17 protein-coding genes are annotated in these 18,207 nt (G+C 60.8%); 15 read left to right on the top strand and 2 right to left on the bottom strand.

Annotated elements, in window-relative coordinates:
* Positions 1 to 103 precede the first annotated feature (103 nt).
* From ASO19_RS07845 to ASO19_RS07810, 9 genes are all read left to right on the top strand, one after another.
* Positions 104 to 2,662: a penicillin-binding protein 1A gene (locus tag ASO19_RS07845; protein ID WP_103765751.1), complete on the top strand. Its 2,559-nt coding sequence runs from the start codon at positions 104 to 106 to the stop codon at positions 2,660 to 2,662.
* Between the two features lie 39 nt (positions 2,663 to 2,701).
* Positions 2,702 to 3,833, top strand: a protein-coding gene (prfB, locus tag ASO19_RS07840) for a peptide chain release factor 2 (RefSeq protein WP_103765750.1) whose coding sequence is annotated in 2 segments (ribosomal slippage) — positions 2,702 to 2,770 and positions 2,772 to 3,833 — 1,131 coding nt in all. Because the reading frame shifts where the segments join, the coding sequence is not laid out codon by codon here.
* A gap of 462 nt (positions 3,834 to 4,295) precedes the next feature.
* Positions 4,296 to 4,421 (top strand): hypothetical protein, encoded by a 126-nt coding sequence (locus ASO19_RS09250; protein WP_258036102.1) that lies wholly within the window; start codon positions 4,296 to 4,298, stop codon positions 4,419 to 4,421.
* Positions 4,422 to 4,433: 12 nt separating this feature from the next.
* Positions 4,434 to 5,123 (top strand): energy transducer TonB, encoded by a 690-nt coding sequence (locus ASO19_RS07835; RefSeq protein WP_043558736.1) that lies wholly within the window; start codon positions 4,434 to 4,436, stop codon positions 5,121 to 5,123.
* Positions 5,124 to 5,324: 201 nt separating this feature from the next.
* Positions 5,325 to 6,371, top strand: coding sequence for a MotA/TolQ/ExbB proton channel family protein (locus ASO19_RS07830; protein ID WP_103765774.1), 1,047 nt, complete (start codon positions 5,325 to 5,327; stop codon positions 6,369 to 6,371).
* Between the two features lie 3 nt (positions 6,372 to 6,374).
* The gene (locus tag ASO19_RS07825; protein ID WP_043558738.1) at positions 6,375 to 6,797 is read left to right on the top strand and encodes an ExbD/TolR family protein; all 423 of its coding nucleotides are present in this window, start codon (positions 6,375 to 6,377) and stop codon (positions 6,795 to 6,797) included.
* Between the two features lie 113 nt (positions 6,798 to 6,910).
* On the top strand, positions 6,911 to 7,351 hold the full coding sequence (locus ASO19_RS07820; protein ID WP_043558836.1) for an ExbD/TolR family protein: 441 nt from the start codon (positions 6,911 to 6,913) through the stop codon (positions 7,349 to 7,351).
* A gap of 3 nt (positions 7,352 to 7,354) precedes the next feature.
* A complete protein-coding gene (locus ASO19_RS07815) occupies positions 7,355 to 8,638 on the top strand; it encodes a tetratricopeptide repeat protein (RefSeq protein ID WP_258036062.1) in 1,284 nt (427 codons plus the stop codon).
* Between the two features lie 211 nt (positions 8,639 to 8,849).
* Positions 8,850 to 11,312: a mechanosensitive ion channel family protein gene (locus ASO19_RS07810; protein ID WP_181005237.1), complete on the top strand. Its 2,463-nt coding sequence runs from the start codon at positions 8,850 to 8,852 to the stop codon at positions 11,310 to 11,312.
* A gap of 106 nt (positions 11,313 to 11,418) precedes the next feature.
* Here the strand turns inward: ASO19_RS07810 and ASO19_RS07805 are convergent, their stop codons facing one another.
* Complete coding sequence (locus tag ASO19_RS07805; protein ID WP_086431740.1) at positions 11,419 to 11,583, bottom strand: YqaE/Pmp3 family membrane protein; 165 nt, start codon at positions 11,581 to 11,583, stop codon at positions 11,419 to 11,421.
* A gap of 212 nt (positions 11,584 to 11,795) precedes the next feature.
* On the opposite strand from ASO19_RS07805, the gene ASO19_RS07800 reads away from it, so the two are divergent.
* The 6 genes from ASO19_RS07800 (at position 11,796) to ASO19_RS07775 (ending at position 16,818) form a co-directional block, all read left to right on the top strand.
* Positions 11,796 to 12,083, top strand: a complete 288-nt coding sequence (locus ASO19_RS07800) for a YciI family protein (protein ID WP_043561763.1) — start codon at positions 11,796 to 11,798, stop codon at positions 12,081 to 12,083.
* A gap of 176 nt (positions 12,084 to 12,259) precedes the next feature.
* A complete protein-coding gene (locus tag ASO19_RS07795) occupies positions 12,260 to 13,132 on the top strand; it encodes a 3-hydroxyacyl-CoA dehydrogenase family protein (protein ID WP_103765749.1) in 873 nt (290 codons plus the stop codon).
* On the top strand, positions 13,129 to 14,016 hold the full coding sequence (locus tag ASO19_RS07790) for an SMP-30/gluconolactonase/LRE family protein (RefSeq protein WP_086441456.1): 888 nt from the start codon (positions 13,129 to 13,131) through the stop codon (positions 14,014 to 14,016). Before ASO19_RS07795 ends, ASO19_RS07790 begins: the two co-directional genes overlap by 4 nt.
* Before the next feature lie 306 nt (positions 14,017 to 14,322).
* Positions 14,323 to 15,153 (top strand): MetQ/NlpA family ABC transporter substrate-binding protein, encoded by an 831-nt coding sequence (locus tag ASO19_RS07785; RefSeq protein WP_081562507.1) that lies wholly within the window; start codon positions 14,323 to 14,325, stop codon positions 15,151 to 15,153.
* Positions 15,150 to 16,187: a methionine ABC transporter ATP-binding protein gene (locus ASO19_RS07780; protein WP_043561769.1), complete on the top strand. Its 1,038-nt coding sequence runs from the start codon at positions 15,150 to 15,152 to the stop codon at positions 16,185 to 16,187. Before ASO19_RS07785 ends, ASO19_RS07780 begins: the two co-directional genes overlap by 4 nt.
* Positions 16,168 to 16,818: a methionine ABC transporter permease gene (locus tag ASO19_RS07775; RefSeq protein ID WP_043561771.1), complete on the top strand. Its 651-nt coding sequence runs from the start codon at positions 16,168 to 16,170 to the stop codon at positions 16,816 to 16,818. The genes ASO19_RS07780 and ASO19_RS07775 overlap by 20 nt, the downstream gene beginning before the upstream one ends.
* An 88-nt stretch (positions 16,819 to 16,906) precedes the next feature.
* Here ASO19_RS07775 and ASO19_RS07770 read toward each other — a convergent pair whose 3' ends face one another.
* Positions 16,907 to 18,190, bottom strand: a complete 1,284-nt coding sequence (locus tag ASO19_RS07770; RefSeq protein WP_043561774.1) for a cystathionine gamma-synthase family protein — start codon at positions 18,188 to 18,190, stop codon at positions 16,907 to 16,909.
* Positions 18,191 to 18,207: the final 17 nt, after the last annotated feature.

Here is an 18,207-nt window from a genome sequence, read left to right as displayed (position 1 = left end):
ACCACCATAGGCAGCCCCCGTCCCCTCGGCCATACCCACCCATAAAAAACAGGCAACACTCTGCTTCTTCCCGTTCTTTTGCAGGCCATGTTATAGGGAGGGCATGAAGCGTTCCCCCATGCTGCCAGACAGCCCGCCCTCACCATCCCAGAAGCCCCGTTTCCGCCGCTGGCGGTTTCTGCTGGGGGCTGCCCTTGGCATCGGTACGTTTGGCGTTTCTGCCGTCATTCTCACAGGGGTGGGACTGTATGCCCATCTCAGCGCCAATCTGCCCAGCGTGGACGCTCTCCAGCATTACAAGCCGCCCGTGGTCAGCCGGCTGTACACGGCCGATGACCAGCTCATGGCGGAGCTGTCCCACGAACGGCGCATCTATGTGCCCATCCGGGCCATTCCCCCGCTCGTCCGCAATGCCTTCATTGCGGCGGAGGACCAGAATTTCTATTCCCATGGCGGCGTGGACCCGCTGGCCATGCTACGGGCGGGCGTGACGGACATCGTCAGCATCCTCACCCATCAGGGCAAACGGCCTCTGGGGGCCTCGACCATCACCCAGCAGGTGGCCAAGGTCATGCTGCTGAACAACAACAGCCTGACCATCGAACGGAAGGTGCGGGAAGCCCTGCTCGCCATGCGGATCGAGCACACGCTTTCCAAGGACCGGATTCTGGAAATCTACCTGAACGGCATCTATCTGGGGAACGGAGCCTACGGGGTCGAGGCGGCGGCGCAGACCTACTTCAACAAGACGCTGGACCAGCTGAGCGATGCCGAGGCGGCGATGCTCGCCAGCATGCCCAAATCCCCCAGCAACTATAATCCGTTCCTCCACCCCAAAGCGGCCATATGGCGGCGCAACTGGGTGCTGGACCGGATGGGCGAAACCCACGCCATCCCTGCCGATGAAGCCCAGCAGGCCAAGCAGGACCCGCTCGTGCCGCAAGGGCAGGTGCGCTTCGGTCCGCTTGCAGGGTCCGAATGGTTCGCTGCGGAAGTCCGCCGCCAGCTGACATCCCTCTATAATGAGGAACAGACAACGGAAGGCGGGCTGGACGTCCATACCAGCCTCGACCCGCACCTCCAGCAGGTCAGCACGAAACTGCTGCGGGAAGGGCTGATGGCCTATGCCCGCACCCATGAGGGCTGGCACGGGGCTGTCGGCCATCTGGACAGTGACGCCATGGCAGACTGGCAGGGCAGCATGGCCCGGCAGAAAAATCCGGCTGGCATGCTGTCCACATGGCGGCTGGCCGTCGTCCTCTCCACAACACCAGCACCCCGTATCGGCTGGGTGAAGGCGCATGAGGCCCACACTGCCACGCTTCGCAAGACAGACGAAACATGGAGCCGCCGCACCCATCCGCTTCAGACGGGTGACCTCGTGATGATCGAGCCGCAGGATGACGGCTCCGCCGCCCTGGAGCAGATTCCGCAGGTGGAAGGGGCGACCGTTACGCTGGATGCCCATACGGGGCGTGTCCTGGCCCTCGTGGGGGGCTGGTCCTTCCAGCAGAGCCAGTTCAACCGTGTCACGCAGGCGCAGCGCCAGCCGGGGTCTTCTTTCAAGCCGCTGGTCTATCTGGCAGCGATGGAACGGGACATTTCCCCCTCCGAAACATTCGATGATTCTCCCATCAGTTTCGGAGACTGGAAACCGCAGAATTACGAACACGACAACTGGGGCCCCACCACCCTGCATGATGCCCTGCGAGAAAGCCGCAACCTCGTGACCATCCGTGTGGCGGCCCATCTGGGCATGAAGGCCGTCAGCGACATGGCCGTACGGTCCGGCATGGTGGACAACATGCCACCCTACCTGCCCGCTGCCCTCGGAGCCGTGGAGACCACCGTCCTGCGGGAGGCCGGGGCCTATGCGGCCATCGCCAATGGTGGCCACAGCATCACCCCCAGCCTGATCGACTACATCCAGAATCCTGATGGCACCATCATCTGGCGCAACCAGGCCAACCGGCGTACCGTGACAACAGAAAACGGGATGCCCGTCATCCATGATGGCCGCCCGGTCCTGGCCTCGCCGCAGAGTGCCTTCCAGATCACCACCATGATGCGGGATGTCATCGCCCGGGGCACGGGCGTACGGGCTGGCGTGGGAATCGACCGCCCCATCGCCGGGAAGACCGGTACCAGTCAGGACTATCATGATGCCTGGTTCGCCGGGTTCTCTCCCGACACCGTCACCGTGGTGTGGATCGGCTATGATGCGCCCCGCAGCCTGGGCAAGAATGAAACAGGCGGCCATCTGGCCGGGCCGATCTGGAACGGCATCATGAAGGCCGTCTTCGCCACCCGGCCCCGGCTGGAGTTCCCCGCACCGGACGGCATCACGCTGGCGGAATATGATACAGGGCGCATCCGTGCCACGGATGCCTTCAAACCGAACCAGATTCCGGGAGCCTCCGTGCCGCTGCATGGTTTCGGAGCCGGGACACAGGCCCTTACCGCTGCTGACACCGGTGCGGACATGATTCCTGATTCCGAGACGGACATGCCCAGCTCCAGCCCGTCCAGCAGTGGTACCATCACCGACCCGTTGGATGGAACCATGCCCTCACATGCCCCTGCTTCCCTGCCTGCGGCACCGCCCCAGGAGAAAGCAAACCCGGCAGAGGGAGGTGACATTGGCGTCGGTGGTCTATACTAAGGCAGCAACATCAACCTGAAGAAAGCAGGAGAACGCCTGATGTCGGCTGAGACCGAAGCCCTCTCCGAACAGATCAAGCAGTCGGTGGCACTGCTGAGGAGGCATCTTTGACTGGGATGTCGCCAAAACACGCCTTGCCGAACTGAACCATCTCTCTGAAGACCCGGACCTCTGGAACAACCCGGACGCCGCCCAGAAACTGATGCGTGAGCGCACGATGCTCGCCAACCAGATCGAAGGGGTCGAGGCTCTGGAGGCCGACGTGCAGGACACGCTGGACCTTGTCGAGCTGGCCGAGATGGAAAATGACGACACCGTGGTGCAGGAAGGCCTCGCCACCCTGCGCAGCCTCGCCGCCCAGGCCCAGCAGCGTGAGACGGAAAGCCTCCTCTCCGGTGAAGCCGATAGCAATGACTGCTATCTTGAGGTCAATGCCGGTGCTGGCGGTACGGAAGCGCAGGACTGGGCCGAGATGCTGCTGCGGATGTATACCCGCTGGTCCGAAAAGCATGGCTACAAGGTCTCCCTGATGGAAAGCAGTGAAGGGGAACAGGCCGGGCTGAAATCCGCCACGATCCTCGTCAGCGGTCCCAATGCCTATGGCTGGCTGAAGACGGAAGCCGGGGTGCATCGCCTCGTGCGCATCTCCCCCTTCGACTCCGCTGCACGGCGGCAGACCTCCTTTGCCTCCATCTACATCTCACCTGTTGTGGATGATTCCATCGAAATCGAGATCATCGATTCCGACCTGCGTGTGGATACGTTCCGGGCCTCCGGGGCTGGTGGGCAGCACGTCAACAAGACGGACTCCGCCATCCGCATCACCCACATCCCGACAGGTATCGTCGTGGCCTGCCAGACGGACCGGTCCCAGCACCGCAACCGGGCTACGGCCATGGAAATGCTGAAGGCCCGCCTCTATGAGGCCGAACTTCAAAAGCGGGAGGCCGAGGCCTCCGCCGCCGAGGCCGCCAAGACGGACATTGGCTGGGGGCACCAGATACGGTCCTACGTTCTGGCGCCGTATCAGCTCGTCAAGGACCTGCGGACCAACATCGAGAAGGGCAACCCTGATGCTGTGCTCGATGGCGATCTGGATGAGTTCATGGCAGCATCTCTGGCCCAGCGTGTGAGCGCCACACGCTCCGAGGCCAGTGCCACGGCACAGTAAACCCGTCTGACACGGGGGTACTCACCCGGAACAGACCGTAAGAGAGGGGGCATGACATTCTGGTTCATGTCCCCTCTCTTAATGGTAGCTTTTCCGCCAATAAAACGATTAAATATCGTATTTAATGTCAATCATCAAAAAAAATCTGTTTTTTTCATAAGAAGGACCAACCAAAACAATTCACAGGCCGGACATCATCACAGCCACGAAAAACCTTTCAAAATCGTCCATAAACTGCCGTTTTTCCGATTTCCTCAAAAAATATCCACAGATATGCCCCTGTTTATGCACAGGCGATCCTGCGAAAGAGTCGCATGAGAGCCCTTGCATCAAAGGGGCGGCTTGGGCCATTGGTAAAGGAACCGATACGGGAACGTTCCCGTGCTGCTTTGCTGTCTCCCCTTACCGGGCAAGGCCTGACCGCCAGGGACGAGGAGAAGGAATCGGCATGGGGCCGTGCCCGTGATGCGGCACAAGGTTTTTCCCCTCCCCCGTACGGGCACGTCCCGTCTTGTGAGGGTACCAGTCATGCTGGCAGGCCTGCCCTGCCGGGAAGAAGCGCCGGACCTGCGGCGTGGAAAAGGGTAAGAAGGTTTTGGAATGAGAAGCTATGCCGCCCAGCAACGCAAACCGACGGATTACATCGTCGCTGTTGTCGTGGCTTTTCTGGCCATCGGGCTGGTGGTCTATGCCTTGACACTTACCAGGATGGAAAAGCAGGAACCCTCGCATCCTCCCATCCAGACACGTGTCATTGCGGAGGCTCCCCCACCACCGCCGCCTCCACCACCACCGCAGCCGGTGATGGTGCAACCGCCGCCACCTTATATCCCCCCTCCCAAGATCAGGGTGGCACCACCCCCCAAACCGCCGATCCAGCACAGCCACCAGAAGGCCCCCAAACCGAAGGCGGCGGCACCCCAGCCTGCACCATCGGCCCCGGCCCAGTCTTCAGCAGCGGCACCGTCGGCAAGCTCCAGCAACAGCTCGTCTGAAAGTGACCACTCCGCTGGTGCCATGCCCATCAACAATGTGCGGCCGGAATATCCAGAGGAAGCACAGGAGGAAAGCCGTGAAGGCTCCGTGACGGCCTCCTGCGACATCCTCACCAACGGCAAACCGGCCAACTGCAAGCTGCTGAGCGTCAAGGGCGGGCACGATTTTGCCGAAAGTGCGCTGGACTTCCTCGAGCGTTCACCAGTCCGCTACCAGCCAGCCGTGGTGGGTGGGCAGCCAGTCGTGGAACACAACCACGTCCTGCATGTGGACTTTACCCTTGGTGATGAATGAAGCCATTCTGAGCCAGCACAGACCAGCATGAAGCTGCCCTGCCCCAAACGGGCACCCCTGCGGGGGCAGGGTAGCAGACGTTTTCACATTGTCCCGACCTGCCATGGATGGCAGGAATGACAGGGAGACCGATACGGGAGGTTTCTCCCACCGGTGCAGCACCTCCAGACTGGTGCTTTTTTAGACAAGGATATGGGATTCATGACCAGACTGTTCCGCCTCCCCGTAACTGTTGCTGCGCCCCGGGCGCACGCTGTCTATGGCACGGCCCTGGCCCTGACTCTGGCTGCCATGCCGCTGGCCTCCACCGCTTTTGCGCAGGACGCTGCCCCGGCCGCTCCGCCCGCCGGGACCACGATGACAGCCCAGCCTCCCGCAGGCACCACACCCGCAGTTCCCCCCGCCGGGGCTGCACCGGCCACGGCACCAGCAGGGGCCACACCCGCTGCTCCGCCAGCTGGTGCTGAAAGCGGCACCCCGGTCACCGCTACGCCGGTCAGTGAAAAACCGACCGAGGAAGCGCCGAAGGAAAACCCCTACGGGCTGGGTGCACTCTGGAAAAACGGTGACATCATCGCCCGTGGCGTCCTGCTCATCATGGCCATCATGTCTCTGGGGACATGGATCATCATGATCAGCAAATTCCTTGAACAATCCCGCCTCTTCCGGGCCTCCAGGGCCGCCAACCAGACCTTCTGGACACAGAAGACCATCCAGGAAGGGGCACAGACACTGAAGGCGGATTCCCCCTTCCGCTACATTGCCGAGACCGGCATCGTGGCAGCACGCCATCATGAAGGCTCCATGCGGGATTCCATCGACCTCCAGTCATGGACGAGCATGTCCATCCAGCGGGCGCTGGAGACCATCAACACACGTCTTCAGGGCGGGCTGGCCTTCCTTGGTACGGTCGGCTCCACCTCCCCCTTCATCGGGCTGTTCGGTACGGTCTGGGGTATCTATCATGCCCTGACAGCCATTGGCATTGCCGGCCAGGCCTCCATCGACAAGGTGGCCGGTCCTGTCGGTGAATCCCTGATCATGACAGCCATCGGTCTGGCCACGGCCGTGCCGGCCGTGCTGGGCTACAACCTGCTCGTCCGTCGCAACAAGGGTGCGATGGACCGTGTCCGCAACTTCGGGTCCGACCTTCATTCCGTCCTGATCGGCGGTTACCGTCATGACGCCGTGTTCAACAGCACGAAGGATAACAGCCCGACCACGACAACCACGAACGAGCGGATCTGAACCATGGCATTCAACACCGGAGACATGGGTGATGATGGCGAGGTGGTATCAGCCATCAACACGACACCGCTGGTTGACGTCATGCTGGTGCTGCTCATCATCTTCCTCATCACCATCCCGGTGGCCACGCACACCGTAAAGGTCAAGCTGCCGGTAGACCGCAACCAGCCAACCCAGACCAAGCCTGGCAACATCGTGCTGGCTGTCACGGCGGATGGGCAGACCTACTGGAACACACAGCCCATCGGGGACCACAAGGTGCTTGTCAGCCGTCTCATGGAAGCAGCACGCCAGCAGCCCCAGCCGCAGATACAGATCCGCGGGGACGGTTCGGCCCAGTACATGCCCATTGGCAAGATCGTGGCGGCCTGCCAGGAGGCAGGCATCCAGCATGTTGACTTCATCACAGAGCAGCCGCACGACTGACCTGTGGTCTTTCCGGCCCCTGCCCTGCCGGGTGGGGGCCCTTCCTGCCGGTTCTCCCCGGCCCGGTTCACCGGGGCATGACGCCCGAGGCAGACAGTTTTTGGAGATTCCTCATGGCCATGAACGTTGGTACGGGCAGCACTCATGAAGATGAAGCCATTGTCGACATCAACACGACACCGTTGATCGACGTGATGCTGGTGCTGCTCATCATGCTCATCATCACCATCCCGCTTCAGACCCATTCCGTAGCGATCGACCTCCCCCAGGGCGATCCACCACCCTCTGCAATACAGCCACAGGTTGCAACAATTGGCATCAGCTATGACAATACGCTGAGCTGGAATGACACGCCCATCACCTCGGAGGAGGACCTTCAGGCCCATCTGAACGGGGCCGTCCATCCCGTGACAGGTGAGCAGCCGGAGATCCATATCCGTCCCGACCGTCTTGCCACCTACAAGACCGTGGCCCATGTGATGGCGGACGCCCAGCGCCTTGGCGTGACGAAGCTGGGCATTGTTGGTCTGGACCAGTTTGTGGAAGGACAGTAACCCATGAGCCTGCCAAACCCGAAACACCCGCACGGCTGGCTGCTGGCTGGCATGTTTGGCCTGTCTGCCCTCTCCTGCCTGTCCCCCATCTCCGGGCAGGCTCCCACCCGCCTGCTCATCGGGGCAGCGCAGGCAGAGGATGAGCTGGGCCGGGAGGTCGGCACGCAGCTCCAGAATGCACAGTCAGCTCTGTCCAGCCATCAGCCAGCCAAAGCCCTGGAGTTCGTCAATGCTGCTGATGCCGTGGCAGGAAAGAGCGACTATGAAAGCTACGTCATCGCTCAGATGCGGGCAGCGGCGGCCAGCCAGGCGGGCAATGTCCCTGTCGCACTGAAGGCCTATGAAACCCTCATCAGGAACAGCCGCACCACTCCGGCCGCACGGCAGCAGATGCTCATGGCGCAGGCCAGTCTGGCCTATGGAGCCCGTGACTATGCCAGTGCCGCCAACGCAGCCAGCCGTTATCTGAAGGAAGTCGGCCCGAACCAGCAGATGCAGACCCTTCTCCTCCAGTGCCACTATCTCCAGCAGGACTGGAAAGGCACGGTGGAGGCAGGCCGGGCCATGCTGGCCGCCGACCGGAAGGCTGGACAGATTCCGGCGGAAAACCAGCTCCAGATGCTCGCCGCCGCTTACGACCAGCTGCATGACACGGCGGGCAAGACAGGCATCTATGTCAAACTGGTGAAATATCATGCCCGCCCCCAGTACTGGCAGATGCTGATCCATGACCTGACAACCGACCATTCCCTCACGCCACGCATGGTCTTCAATCTCCAGCGTCTGCGCCTGGCCACTGGCCTGCTGACCAGCCCGGCCGAGTTTCAAGACATGGCAGAGCGGGCCGTGCAGATGGAGCTGCCCCAGCTGGCCCTGAACCTTCTGGATGAAGGCTATGCCCGCCACCTGCTGGGAACTGGCACCGGGGCAGAAGCCCAGGCGCATTTCCGGGCTTTCGTGGCTCAACGTGCCGCAGAAGCCCGCACCAGCCTCCCCGCCATGGTAGAAAAAGCCAAAACCTCCACCGAGGCGAGCCCCTCCCTGACAGCCGGATACAACCTTGTCCTCAACGGACAGGTGGATCAGGGTCTGGCCCTCATGCAGCAGGGACTGGGGAAACAGCCCCACCAGCCGGACCTCGCCCGCCTCTCCCTGGGCATGGCCATGATGGACGCCGGACGCCAGACAGAAGCCCTCCAGCTCTTCAGCAGCATGGATGGCGAGGGGACTGCCAACAATCTGGCCCAGCTATGGGCCGTTCAGCTCTCCGCACGTCCATCCCACTGAAAAACGGGCCATAAGGCCTTGCATACTCCGCCATTCCATCTCCGATACCGGGACGGGATGGCGGTACCCCTCCTGCCTGAAACAGGGGATTTCAGAAAATTAATCCTCCTTTCACCAGAGCGTGCCTTAAAATCCTGACACTGTTCTGCGAAAACGGCCCGGACAGAAGGCATGCTGCCGCCTCACACCAAAAAAGGAGATGCGTATCTACATGACTGACAGAATACCGCACCCCAACACGGGGGCCGCTCCGTACCGGCATTTTACCGGTCTGTTCGTACGCAGCCTGTTGCCAGCCCTGCTGGTGGCCTGTCTGGCCCTGTTCGGGTCCCTGCCCGCCCGGGCACTGGCCGCAGACGCCCCGGCACCAGCCACCACGACAGGCCTCTCCGCTGACCAGGCCCGCCAGCTCATTTCTGTCCTGAGCGATGATGCCCAGCGTCAGAAATTCCTGACGACCCTCCAGAACCTGACCCAGGCCGAGCCACAGGCGAAACATGCCTCCGTCATTGATCTGGCCCGGGAAAACATTGCCCTTTTCGGTGACCGTGCCCTCCAGCAGCTGCACATCCTGCATCAGAGCATCATCGATTTCGGCGCCATTGCCCCGTGGGTTCAGGCCCTTGTGCATGACCCGGCCCTACAGGCCCGTGTCGGCCACATCGCCCTGCGTGTGGTCATCATGCTGGTGTGCAGCTACCTGCTTTTCTTCGGCGTGCGCATCATCCTGCGCCCTCTCTACCGGCGCATCAGCAGCATGGCGAAAAAGCACGACCACATGGTTTTCCAGCAGGAAGCTGAAAAACTGCACAAGACCCGTGCCGAAGCAACGGAAGCCGCCACGGATACAGCCCGCACGGCAGCCACCCATAATGAGCAGACCAAAGAGGAGGCCGCCGCCACCCAGGCCAGCCTTGAGGACAGTCTCCGCCATCAGGGGGCACTGACACAGCTCATGCTCTGCCTGCGCCGCGCTCCCTATACGCTGGCCTGCGCCCTGCTGGAGCTGATCACCATCTGCACCTTTCCCCTGATCGCCCTGCTGATGGGCGTGCTGGACCCTGCACCTTCCACCGAAGCGGCCCATGCAATCTGGAGCATCTCCTGGCTGATCGGCATCGGGCTGGGCGTGTGGACCCTGGTCCTGCGCATCTTCCTCGCCCCACAGACCCCATGGCTGCGGCTGAGCATCCTGCGGGACAGTTCCTCAACCTTCATCTTCCGCTATTTCCGCCAGATTGGTGTCATTCTGGCCTGGGGCTTCTCACTGCTGGCCATGCTGCACGCCATGGCCATGCCTATGGCTGTTTCCAGCGGTCTCCAGAAGCTCCTGCTGCTGGCCGTCCACCTCTTCCTCGCCGTCATGATCATCCGCTCCCGCAAGCGGGTGCAGCATGCCTGCCAGCATATCGGTGCAGCCAACCGCCGCCTCCAGTCCATCATGGCGCTGGTCTCCGGCAGCTGGTGGATTGTGGCCCTGTTCTTCGACTTCGCCCTGTGGCTTGTCTGGGCAGCCGACATTGATGGCGGATACCAGCTCATCCTCCAGATATTCGTCCGTACCCTGGTGGCGCTGGTAGCTGTCCGTATTGTCAGCATTCTGGCCTATGGCGGGCTGGAGCGCTTCATGCGGGCACTGGACAGCTGGAATCTCAATGAAGAGACGCTGTTCCGCATCCGCCGTTACTACCCGGCTGCCACGACGGTCATCCGTCTCGTCATGGCCGTCCTGACCATTCTGGCCCTTGCTCTGGCGTGGGGCGCTCCGGTTTACATCCTGCTCGGCCATGACACGCTTGGTCCCCGCATCTTCCAGGCAGCCTTGACCATTCTGGTGGCTCTGGTCATCGGGATTCTGGCTTGGGAGGTCGCCAATGTGACCATCGAGCATCATATCCGCCGTCTGGGCGAACAGGACAGCCGGGATGTGCAGATCCGCATTGCCCGCCTGCAGACACTGACACCGATGTTCCGCATCCTGTTCCTGCTGGTTCTGGCTGTCATCATCGGGCTGACGGTCCTCTCCCAGCTTGGAATTGATACAGGCCCGCTCATCGCCAGTGCTTCCATCTTTGGTGTGGCGCTGGGTTTCGGCTCCCAGAAGCTGGTGCAGGACTTCATCAGCGGAATTTTCCTCCTGCTGGAAAATGCCCTGACTGTCGGCGACTCCGTAACGCTGAACGGCACCTATGGCGTGATCGAACGGCTCTCCCTGCGCTCCGTTCATGTCCGGGCTAATGACGGATCAATGAACATTTTCTCGTTCAGCTCGCTCAGCCAGGTGACCAACTACAACCGTGACTTCTCCCGTGCGATGATTCTCGCCACGGTGGACATCGACAGCGATACAGACCAGGTCGCTGCCATCCTTGTGGAAATTGGCAAGGAAATGCGGAATGAAGAGGCCTACAGAGACCTCATCCTGGCAGATTTCGACCTTTGGGGCGTGTCTGCCATCGGCACATCCTCCGTCTCCGTAAAGGGTGTCTATCCCACCACGAATGCCGGACGCTGGACGGTGGAATGGGAATTCAACCGCCGCATGAAAAAACGGTTCGAACAGGCGGGCATCCAGTATCCCCGTGATGTGGTGGACATCCAGGGCCCGGCGCTGGAGCATTTCATCAACAGCAGGGGCGTGCCCGATACAACCACCGGGCAGAACAAGGCCTGACCGGCCTCTGCCCTTCCCCCCCTTCTGCCATGACAGGCAAGGGGGGCTGATACAGAAAAGCCCCTGCCTTTACGGACAGGGGCTTTTTTCCGGCCAGACTGAAAGCTCAGCGAGCCTCATCATAGGAGCGCAGAGCCAGAAGCGCCCAGATGGCTGCCGGAATCCAACCCAGAATGGTGATCTGCAACACCAGGCAGATGATTCCTGCAATCGGACGGCCAATGGTAAAGAACGTCAGCCAGGGGACGAAAAAGGCGATCAGAATACGAATCATGATTATTCCTCCATGCAATACGGGCATGACTGCAAAAATAGTGGGTTCCCAGTACGGAAAACCATCTCCTTCATCCTTAAAAAAAATGCCATTATTATGAAAGTGTTATTCTGTCCGCTGGAATGACACTGCCAGGAAACCGGAACTTCCACCCGCCCCGGGGGCTCCTCTCCCCCAAAACGGCACCATGAATCAGAAGAGTGTCTGCCATGATCATCGCCTCAGTGTCCTATCTCGCCTCCCCGGATGAGGTTCAGGCCCAACGCCCTGCACACCGTGCCTTCCTTGCAACGCTTTTCGAGCGGCGCATCCTGCTGGCATCCGGCCCCAAACTATCGGGGGATGGGGGCATTCTCATTGTCCGGGATGGGATCACCAGAGAGGAAATTGAAACCCTTCTGGCGGAAGACCCTTTCATCACCTCTGGCGTGGGGCAATACGACTTCACCGAGTTCAGAACGGCGCAACTTGCCCCCGAACTGACAGAGACCCGCTGACCATGAGCCCGGCAGGCCACGCCACAAGGAGCATGGCCTGCCAGATGACGTCTCCGTTATCCAAAGATGATCGCAGCAGGCGACACGTAATGATAAAGTAAATGTTAGCCATTCATTCAATAAGATGAGCCGTGAGGTCTGGCCCCCGCCAGCCCCTTTCAGCAAAGGAACATGCCATGGCAGATTTTCTGACGGAAAAGGTGCCTGAACGCCCTGCCGCCATCCTTGGCGCTGGCACGATGGGCTCCCGTATCGCCCTGATGCTGGCAACACGCGGCGGCACCGTCCGCCTTTTTGACAGGCAGGAAGAAACCACCCGGAAGGCCACCGCCTATGTCGGGCAGCACCTGCCTGACGTTGTCGCCTCTGTCGAAGGTGGAAAAGCCGGCCATGTGGACATCGCCACCACACTGGAAGACGCCGTGAAAGACGCCTGGCTTGTCATCGAGGCCCTGCCTGAAAAGCAGGACCTCAAGACAGACATCTTTGGCCAGCTGGACCAGCTGGCACCTGCCGATGCCATCCTCGCCACCAACTCCTCCTCATTCCCTTCCAGCCAGATCGTCGGCAAGGTGACGAAGAAGAACCGGGTCCTCAACACCCACTTCATGATGCCACCTGAAAAACGGGCCGTGGAACTCATGTCCTGTGGAGAAACTGACACGGCCCTCATGGAGGATCTGGCCCGCTATTTCAGCGAGGTGGGACTGTCCCCCTACATTGCCCGGAAAGAGAGCATCGGATTCATCGAGAACCGCATCTGGGCCGCCATCAAGCGTGAGGCCCTCTGTGTCGCCGCAGAAGGTGTGGCCGACCCCGAAACCATAGACCGCCTCTACTGCGAGACACAGGGCACAACTGCCGGGCCATTCCGCCTCATGGACCAGGTCGGACTCGATATCGTCCTCCAGATCGAGGAACATTATGCCGCAGCCTTCCCCCACCTGCCCGAAGCGCCCCGCACGCTGCTCCGCAAGATGATTGCCGAACACAGGCTGGGCGTGAAAAGCGGGCGTGGTTTCTATGATTACAGCAAGGCCACCTCATGACCCGAAACATCGTTCTTCATTCACTCGAGATCGAACCTGCCCGGATCACTGCCCTCTCCGTACAGGATGGCTGCCCACTGTCCCATATCGACATCGGCTGGGGCTGCCCGGACGGAGTGTGGATCGACCCCACGGAAGGCCGGATATACTGGACGAACATGGGCGCCAACCCCAGTGATGCCGATGGCACCATCGAATCCGCCCGACTGGATGGCAGCGACCACAAGGTGCTTGTGGCCAACGGACTGGTCGTCACCCCCAAACAGCTGACATCCACCCCGGGAGGCGAGCATCTCTACTGGTGCGACCGTGAAGGCATGCGCATCATGCGGTGCCGCCGTGATGGCTCCGACGTGGAGGTGCTTCTTCAGACCGGCACCTACCCGGAGCACGTGAAGGATGCCACACGCCACTGTGTAGGCATCACCCTTGATACCAGCAACGGCCATCTCTACTGGTCGCAGAAAGGCCCTCCCAAAGGGGGGCGTGGCCGCATTTTCCGCATGTCTCTGGACCTCCCTGCCGGTACGGACCCCGCAGACCGTCATGACATCGAGCTTCTGGCCGACCATCTGCCAGAGCCGATCGACCTGCATGTCTCGCCTGCTCTGGGCAAGCTCTGGTGGACGGACCGTGGCGCTGCGCCCGATGGCAACAGCCTCAATGTCGCCCGGGTGGATGAACACGGGCTGCATGACCAGCAGGTCATCCTGCGGGACCTGGATGAGGCCATCGGTCTGGCGGTCGATGCCGAAGGTACCCTGGCCTTTGTCAGTGACCTTGGCGGATCCATCCGGGAAGTCATTCTCGAAACCGGACAGGCCAGACTCATCACCAAACAGGCACCAACAACAGGTCTCTGTTTGGTGGTACAGGAAGACTGACCTCCTCTACAGGGGGCAGGAACACCTGCCCCCGAACAGACACGGTGAAAGGCCTTTCATAAAGTCCCGCACATATTCATCAGGCTTTATATTCCTTTATCATTAACTGTTCATATGGTCATCTCTTTACCTTGACAGAATAGAGCGACCCGCTAAAAACACTCTCTACGCACGGCCTTCCCCGGCCAGAAAAATCATTCCGCACAAGCGGGATGTAATGGTGCAGCCTTGGCAAGACTTTTCCACCCCTGTGGAACTGTCCATGATACCGTACTGATCCACCCCTTAATGTTGAAAGGTACCACCATGTCCCGGTTTTCCCACCTTCCCCGGCGCCGTTTTCTTGGCCTTTCAGCAGGGCTGGCTGGTGCTGCCGCCCTTGGCCTGGCCCATCCGGGAATCGCCCGTGCCGATGGCCGTACGCTGAAAATCGGCATCATGTCTGGCGAGGACGAGGATATCTGGCGGCTCGTCAGCCAGAATGCTGCCCAGCGTGGCCTGACGCTGAAGATCATCCCATTCTCCGACTACAACACGCCCAATGAGGCCCTGTCCGAGCATGACGTGGACGCCAATGCCTTCCAGCACCGGCCCTTCCTCGATGCCCAGATCAAGGCCCACGGCTACAGGATCGTCCCTGTCGGCGACACATACTTCCAGCCGATTGGCCTGTATTCCCACAAATGGCACTCCGTGGCCGAAATTCCGCAGAATGCCCGTATTGGCATCCCCAACGACCCCAGCAACGAGGGTCGTGCCCTCCATGTGCTGGAAACACTGGGGCTGATCCGTCTGCCTGCTGATTCCGGCCTTTTCCCCACGGCGCTGGATGTCACCGACAACCCCCGCAACATCTCCATCGAAGAGCTGGATGCCGGTGTGGTTGGCCGCTCCCTGCCTGATCTGGATGCTGCCGTTGTCAACATGGACTGGGCCCGCAAGGCAGGCATCACCGAGCAGGAACGCATTGGCGTGGAGGGGCTGAAGAACAACCCGTACGTCAATTTCATCTCCGTCAATGAGGGTGATGCCAACGCTGAATGGGTCAAGCCGCTGGTGGAAAGCTATCATCAGCCGAATGTCCACAAGCTCATTCTGGACATCTATCACGGCACAGTCACACCTGCGTGGCCATGAAGCCCATTCTCGACATCCAGCACGTCACCCACAGTTTTGGGCAGCATACGGCTCTTCAGGACATCTCCTTCTCGGTAAAGCAGGGGGAGGTCGTGGGGCTGATCGGCCGCTCTGGAGCAGGGAAGTCCACCCTGCTCCGCTGCCTCTGTGCGCTGGAACGCCCCCAGCAGGGCCACATCCTGCTGGATGGTGTGGACCTCACCACACAACCAGAGCGGCAGCTTGTCCGCATCCGCCGCAAGATCGGTCTGGTCTTCCAGCATTTCAATCTGCTGACTTCCCGCACCGTGGCAGGCAACATTGCCCTGCCCCTCCAGATCGCCGGGTGCCCCCGCAAAGAACAGGCCAACCGCATTGCGGAACTGCTGGAGCTTGTCGGGCTGAAGGGCTTTGAAAAGAAATACCCCTCCCAGCTTTCCGGCGGGCAGAAACAGCGTGTCGGCATTGCCCGTGCTCTGGCAGCCAACCCGACGCTGCTCCTCTGCGATGAAGCCACCTCTGCTCTGGACCCGGAATCCACCAGCTCCATCCTCAACCTGCTGGCCGACATCAACAGGAAGCTGGGGCTGACCATCGTTCTCATCACCCATGAGATGGATGTGGTCCGCCGCTTTGCCCAGCGGATCCTGGTCCTCGATCATGGCCGCCTCGTCGAAGATGGAACCCTGCTGGACTTCCTCCGGGATGGACAGAACAACCGGACCCTCCAGACCCTTCTGGCAGATATCCGTCCGTCCCTCCCTGCCTTTCTGGCACAGACAATGGCTGCCACACCGTCAGCAGGACCACACAAGGCCATCGTACGGCTCGTCCTCAGCGGGACTGATGCCAGCGAGCCGCTCTTCAGTGCACTGCATGAACGGTTCGGCGTGCAGACGGCCCTGCTACAGGGCGGTGTGACCACCGTCGGGGACCATCTGAGTGGTGACATGATCCTCAGCCTTGAAGGAGACAGGACGGAACAGGCTCTGAATCACCTGAAGACGGCAGCGCAGAACATGGAGGTCCTGGGATATGTCCCCTCTCATTCTTAAGCTGATCCTCCATTCCACATGGCAGACGCTGGAAATGGTCGTGGCCTCCACGGCCCTTTCCGTCCTGTTCGGACTGCCGCTGGCCCTGTTCATGATCGCCACCGGCCCGCAGGGGCTATACCGGCTGCCTTTTGCCGCCCGACTGATGGGCATGGTGGTGGATGCCGTCCGTGCCGTGCCATTCATCATCCTGCTGGTGCTGCTCATCCCTGTCACGCGCTTCATCGCCGGGACGTCTCTGGGGACGGAAGCGGCCATCGTGCCGCTATCCATCGCCGGGATTCCCTATTTTGCCCGCATTGCCGAAATGGCCCTGCGGGAGGTTGATTCCGGCCTTGTGGATGCCGTCCGGGCCATGGGTGGCACACGCATGACCATCATCCGCTCCGTCCTGATTGCCGAGGCCCTGCCGGGACTTGTCACCGGCGTGACGGTCACGCTCATCACCATGGTCGGGGCCTCTGCCATGGCGGGCGTCATCGGGGCGGGGGGCCTGGGTGACCTTGCCATCCGTTACGGGTATCAGCGTTTCAACACCACCGTCATGTTCGGGGTGGTGGTGGTTCTCATCATCATGGTCAGCCTGATGCAGCTCATCGGCAACAGTCTGGCCCGCTGGCTGAAACACTGAAGCATCCGCCTTCTTTCTATCGCCATTAAAAAAAGCCCGCCCCTTCAGAGAGGCGGGCTTTTCCGTATCAGGGCTGACACCGTGACCTTCAGGCGGCGTCCAGCGCCTGCTTCACATCCACCAGCAGATCATCCACATGCTCCACACCGATGGAGAGCCGCACGGTGGATGACGTGACGCCAATGCGCTCCCGTACCTCTTTCGGCACGCCGGAATGTGTCATCGTCGCCGGATGGCTGGCCAGAGACTCCGTGCCTCCCAGGCTGACAGCCAGCTTCATGATCTTCAGCGCATTAAGGAAGCGGAAAGCCGCAGCCTCACCCCCTTCAATATCAAAGGAGAAGGTCGAGCCAGCACCACTGCACTGGCGGGCATAGACTTTCCCCTCCGCCGAATCAGCCTCGTAGAACGGTGGGAAATGCACCTTGTTCACCTTGGCATGATCCCGCAGCAGCTCCGCCACACGCTGGGCATTGAGGGTGGCACGCTCCATGCGCAGCCCCAGCGTCTCCAGAGAGCGGCCCAGCATCCAGCAGCTATGCGGGTCCAGATGGGTTCCAATGGCCCCACGGAGCTGACGCACCGGGCGTGTCATGGCATCACTGCCCAGAACGGCCCCGGCCACGAGATCGGAATGGCCGCCGACATATTTTGTCAGGGAATACAGTGACAGATCGGCCCCATGCTTCAGCGGATGCTGATAAAGCGGCCCGAGCAGCGTGTTGTCACAGACGATGATGGGACGGCTGCCCTGTCTGGCCTCGATCTCCTCGGCAATGCGGCGCACCAGCTTCAGGTCCACCAGACCATTGGTCGGGTTGGCCGGTGTCTCGATCAGGATCAGGGAGACACGCCCTTCTGCGATGGCCTTTTCGGCAGCCTCACGCATGATGGCCTCATCCACTCCGCAGCTTCCCAGCCCCACGGACTTGATTCCCAAAGAAGCCATGGTCTTGGTCAGCAGGGTTTCCGTCCCACCATAGAGCGGCTGGGAATGAAGAATCACATCACCGGGACGGGCATAGGCCAGCAGAGTGGTGGCAATGGCCGACATGCCAGAAGAAAACAGCACCCCACGCTCTGCTTCTTCGTAAACAGCCAGACGGTCTTCAACAATCTCACTGTTCGGATGGTTGAAGCGGGAATAGACCAGCCCCTGCCCCTTGCCTTCCGGCGGTTCTTTCCGGCCGGAAACATAATCAAAAAAATCCCGGCCATCTTCTGCCGTGGGAAAAACGAAGGTCGACGTCAGAAACACGGGCGGTTTCACGGCTCCTTCCGAAAGGGCCGGGTCATAACCGTAATTGAGCATCTGTGTCTCGGGATGCAGCTTGTGGCTGCCAATATGGGTCTTCTTGTGATCTGACGCCATTGGGAATTTCCTTCAGC

Source organism: Parasaccharibacter apium (assembly GCF_002917995.1).
In the GTDB taxonomy this organism is placed as follows: Bacteria; Pseudomonadota; Alphaproteobacteria; order Acetobacterales; family Acetobacteraceae; genus Bombella; species Bombella apis.
This window is presented reverse-complemented; position numbering and strand designations above follow the sequence as displayed.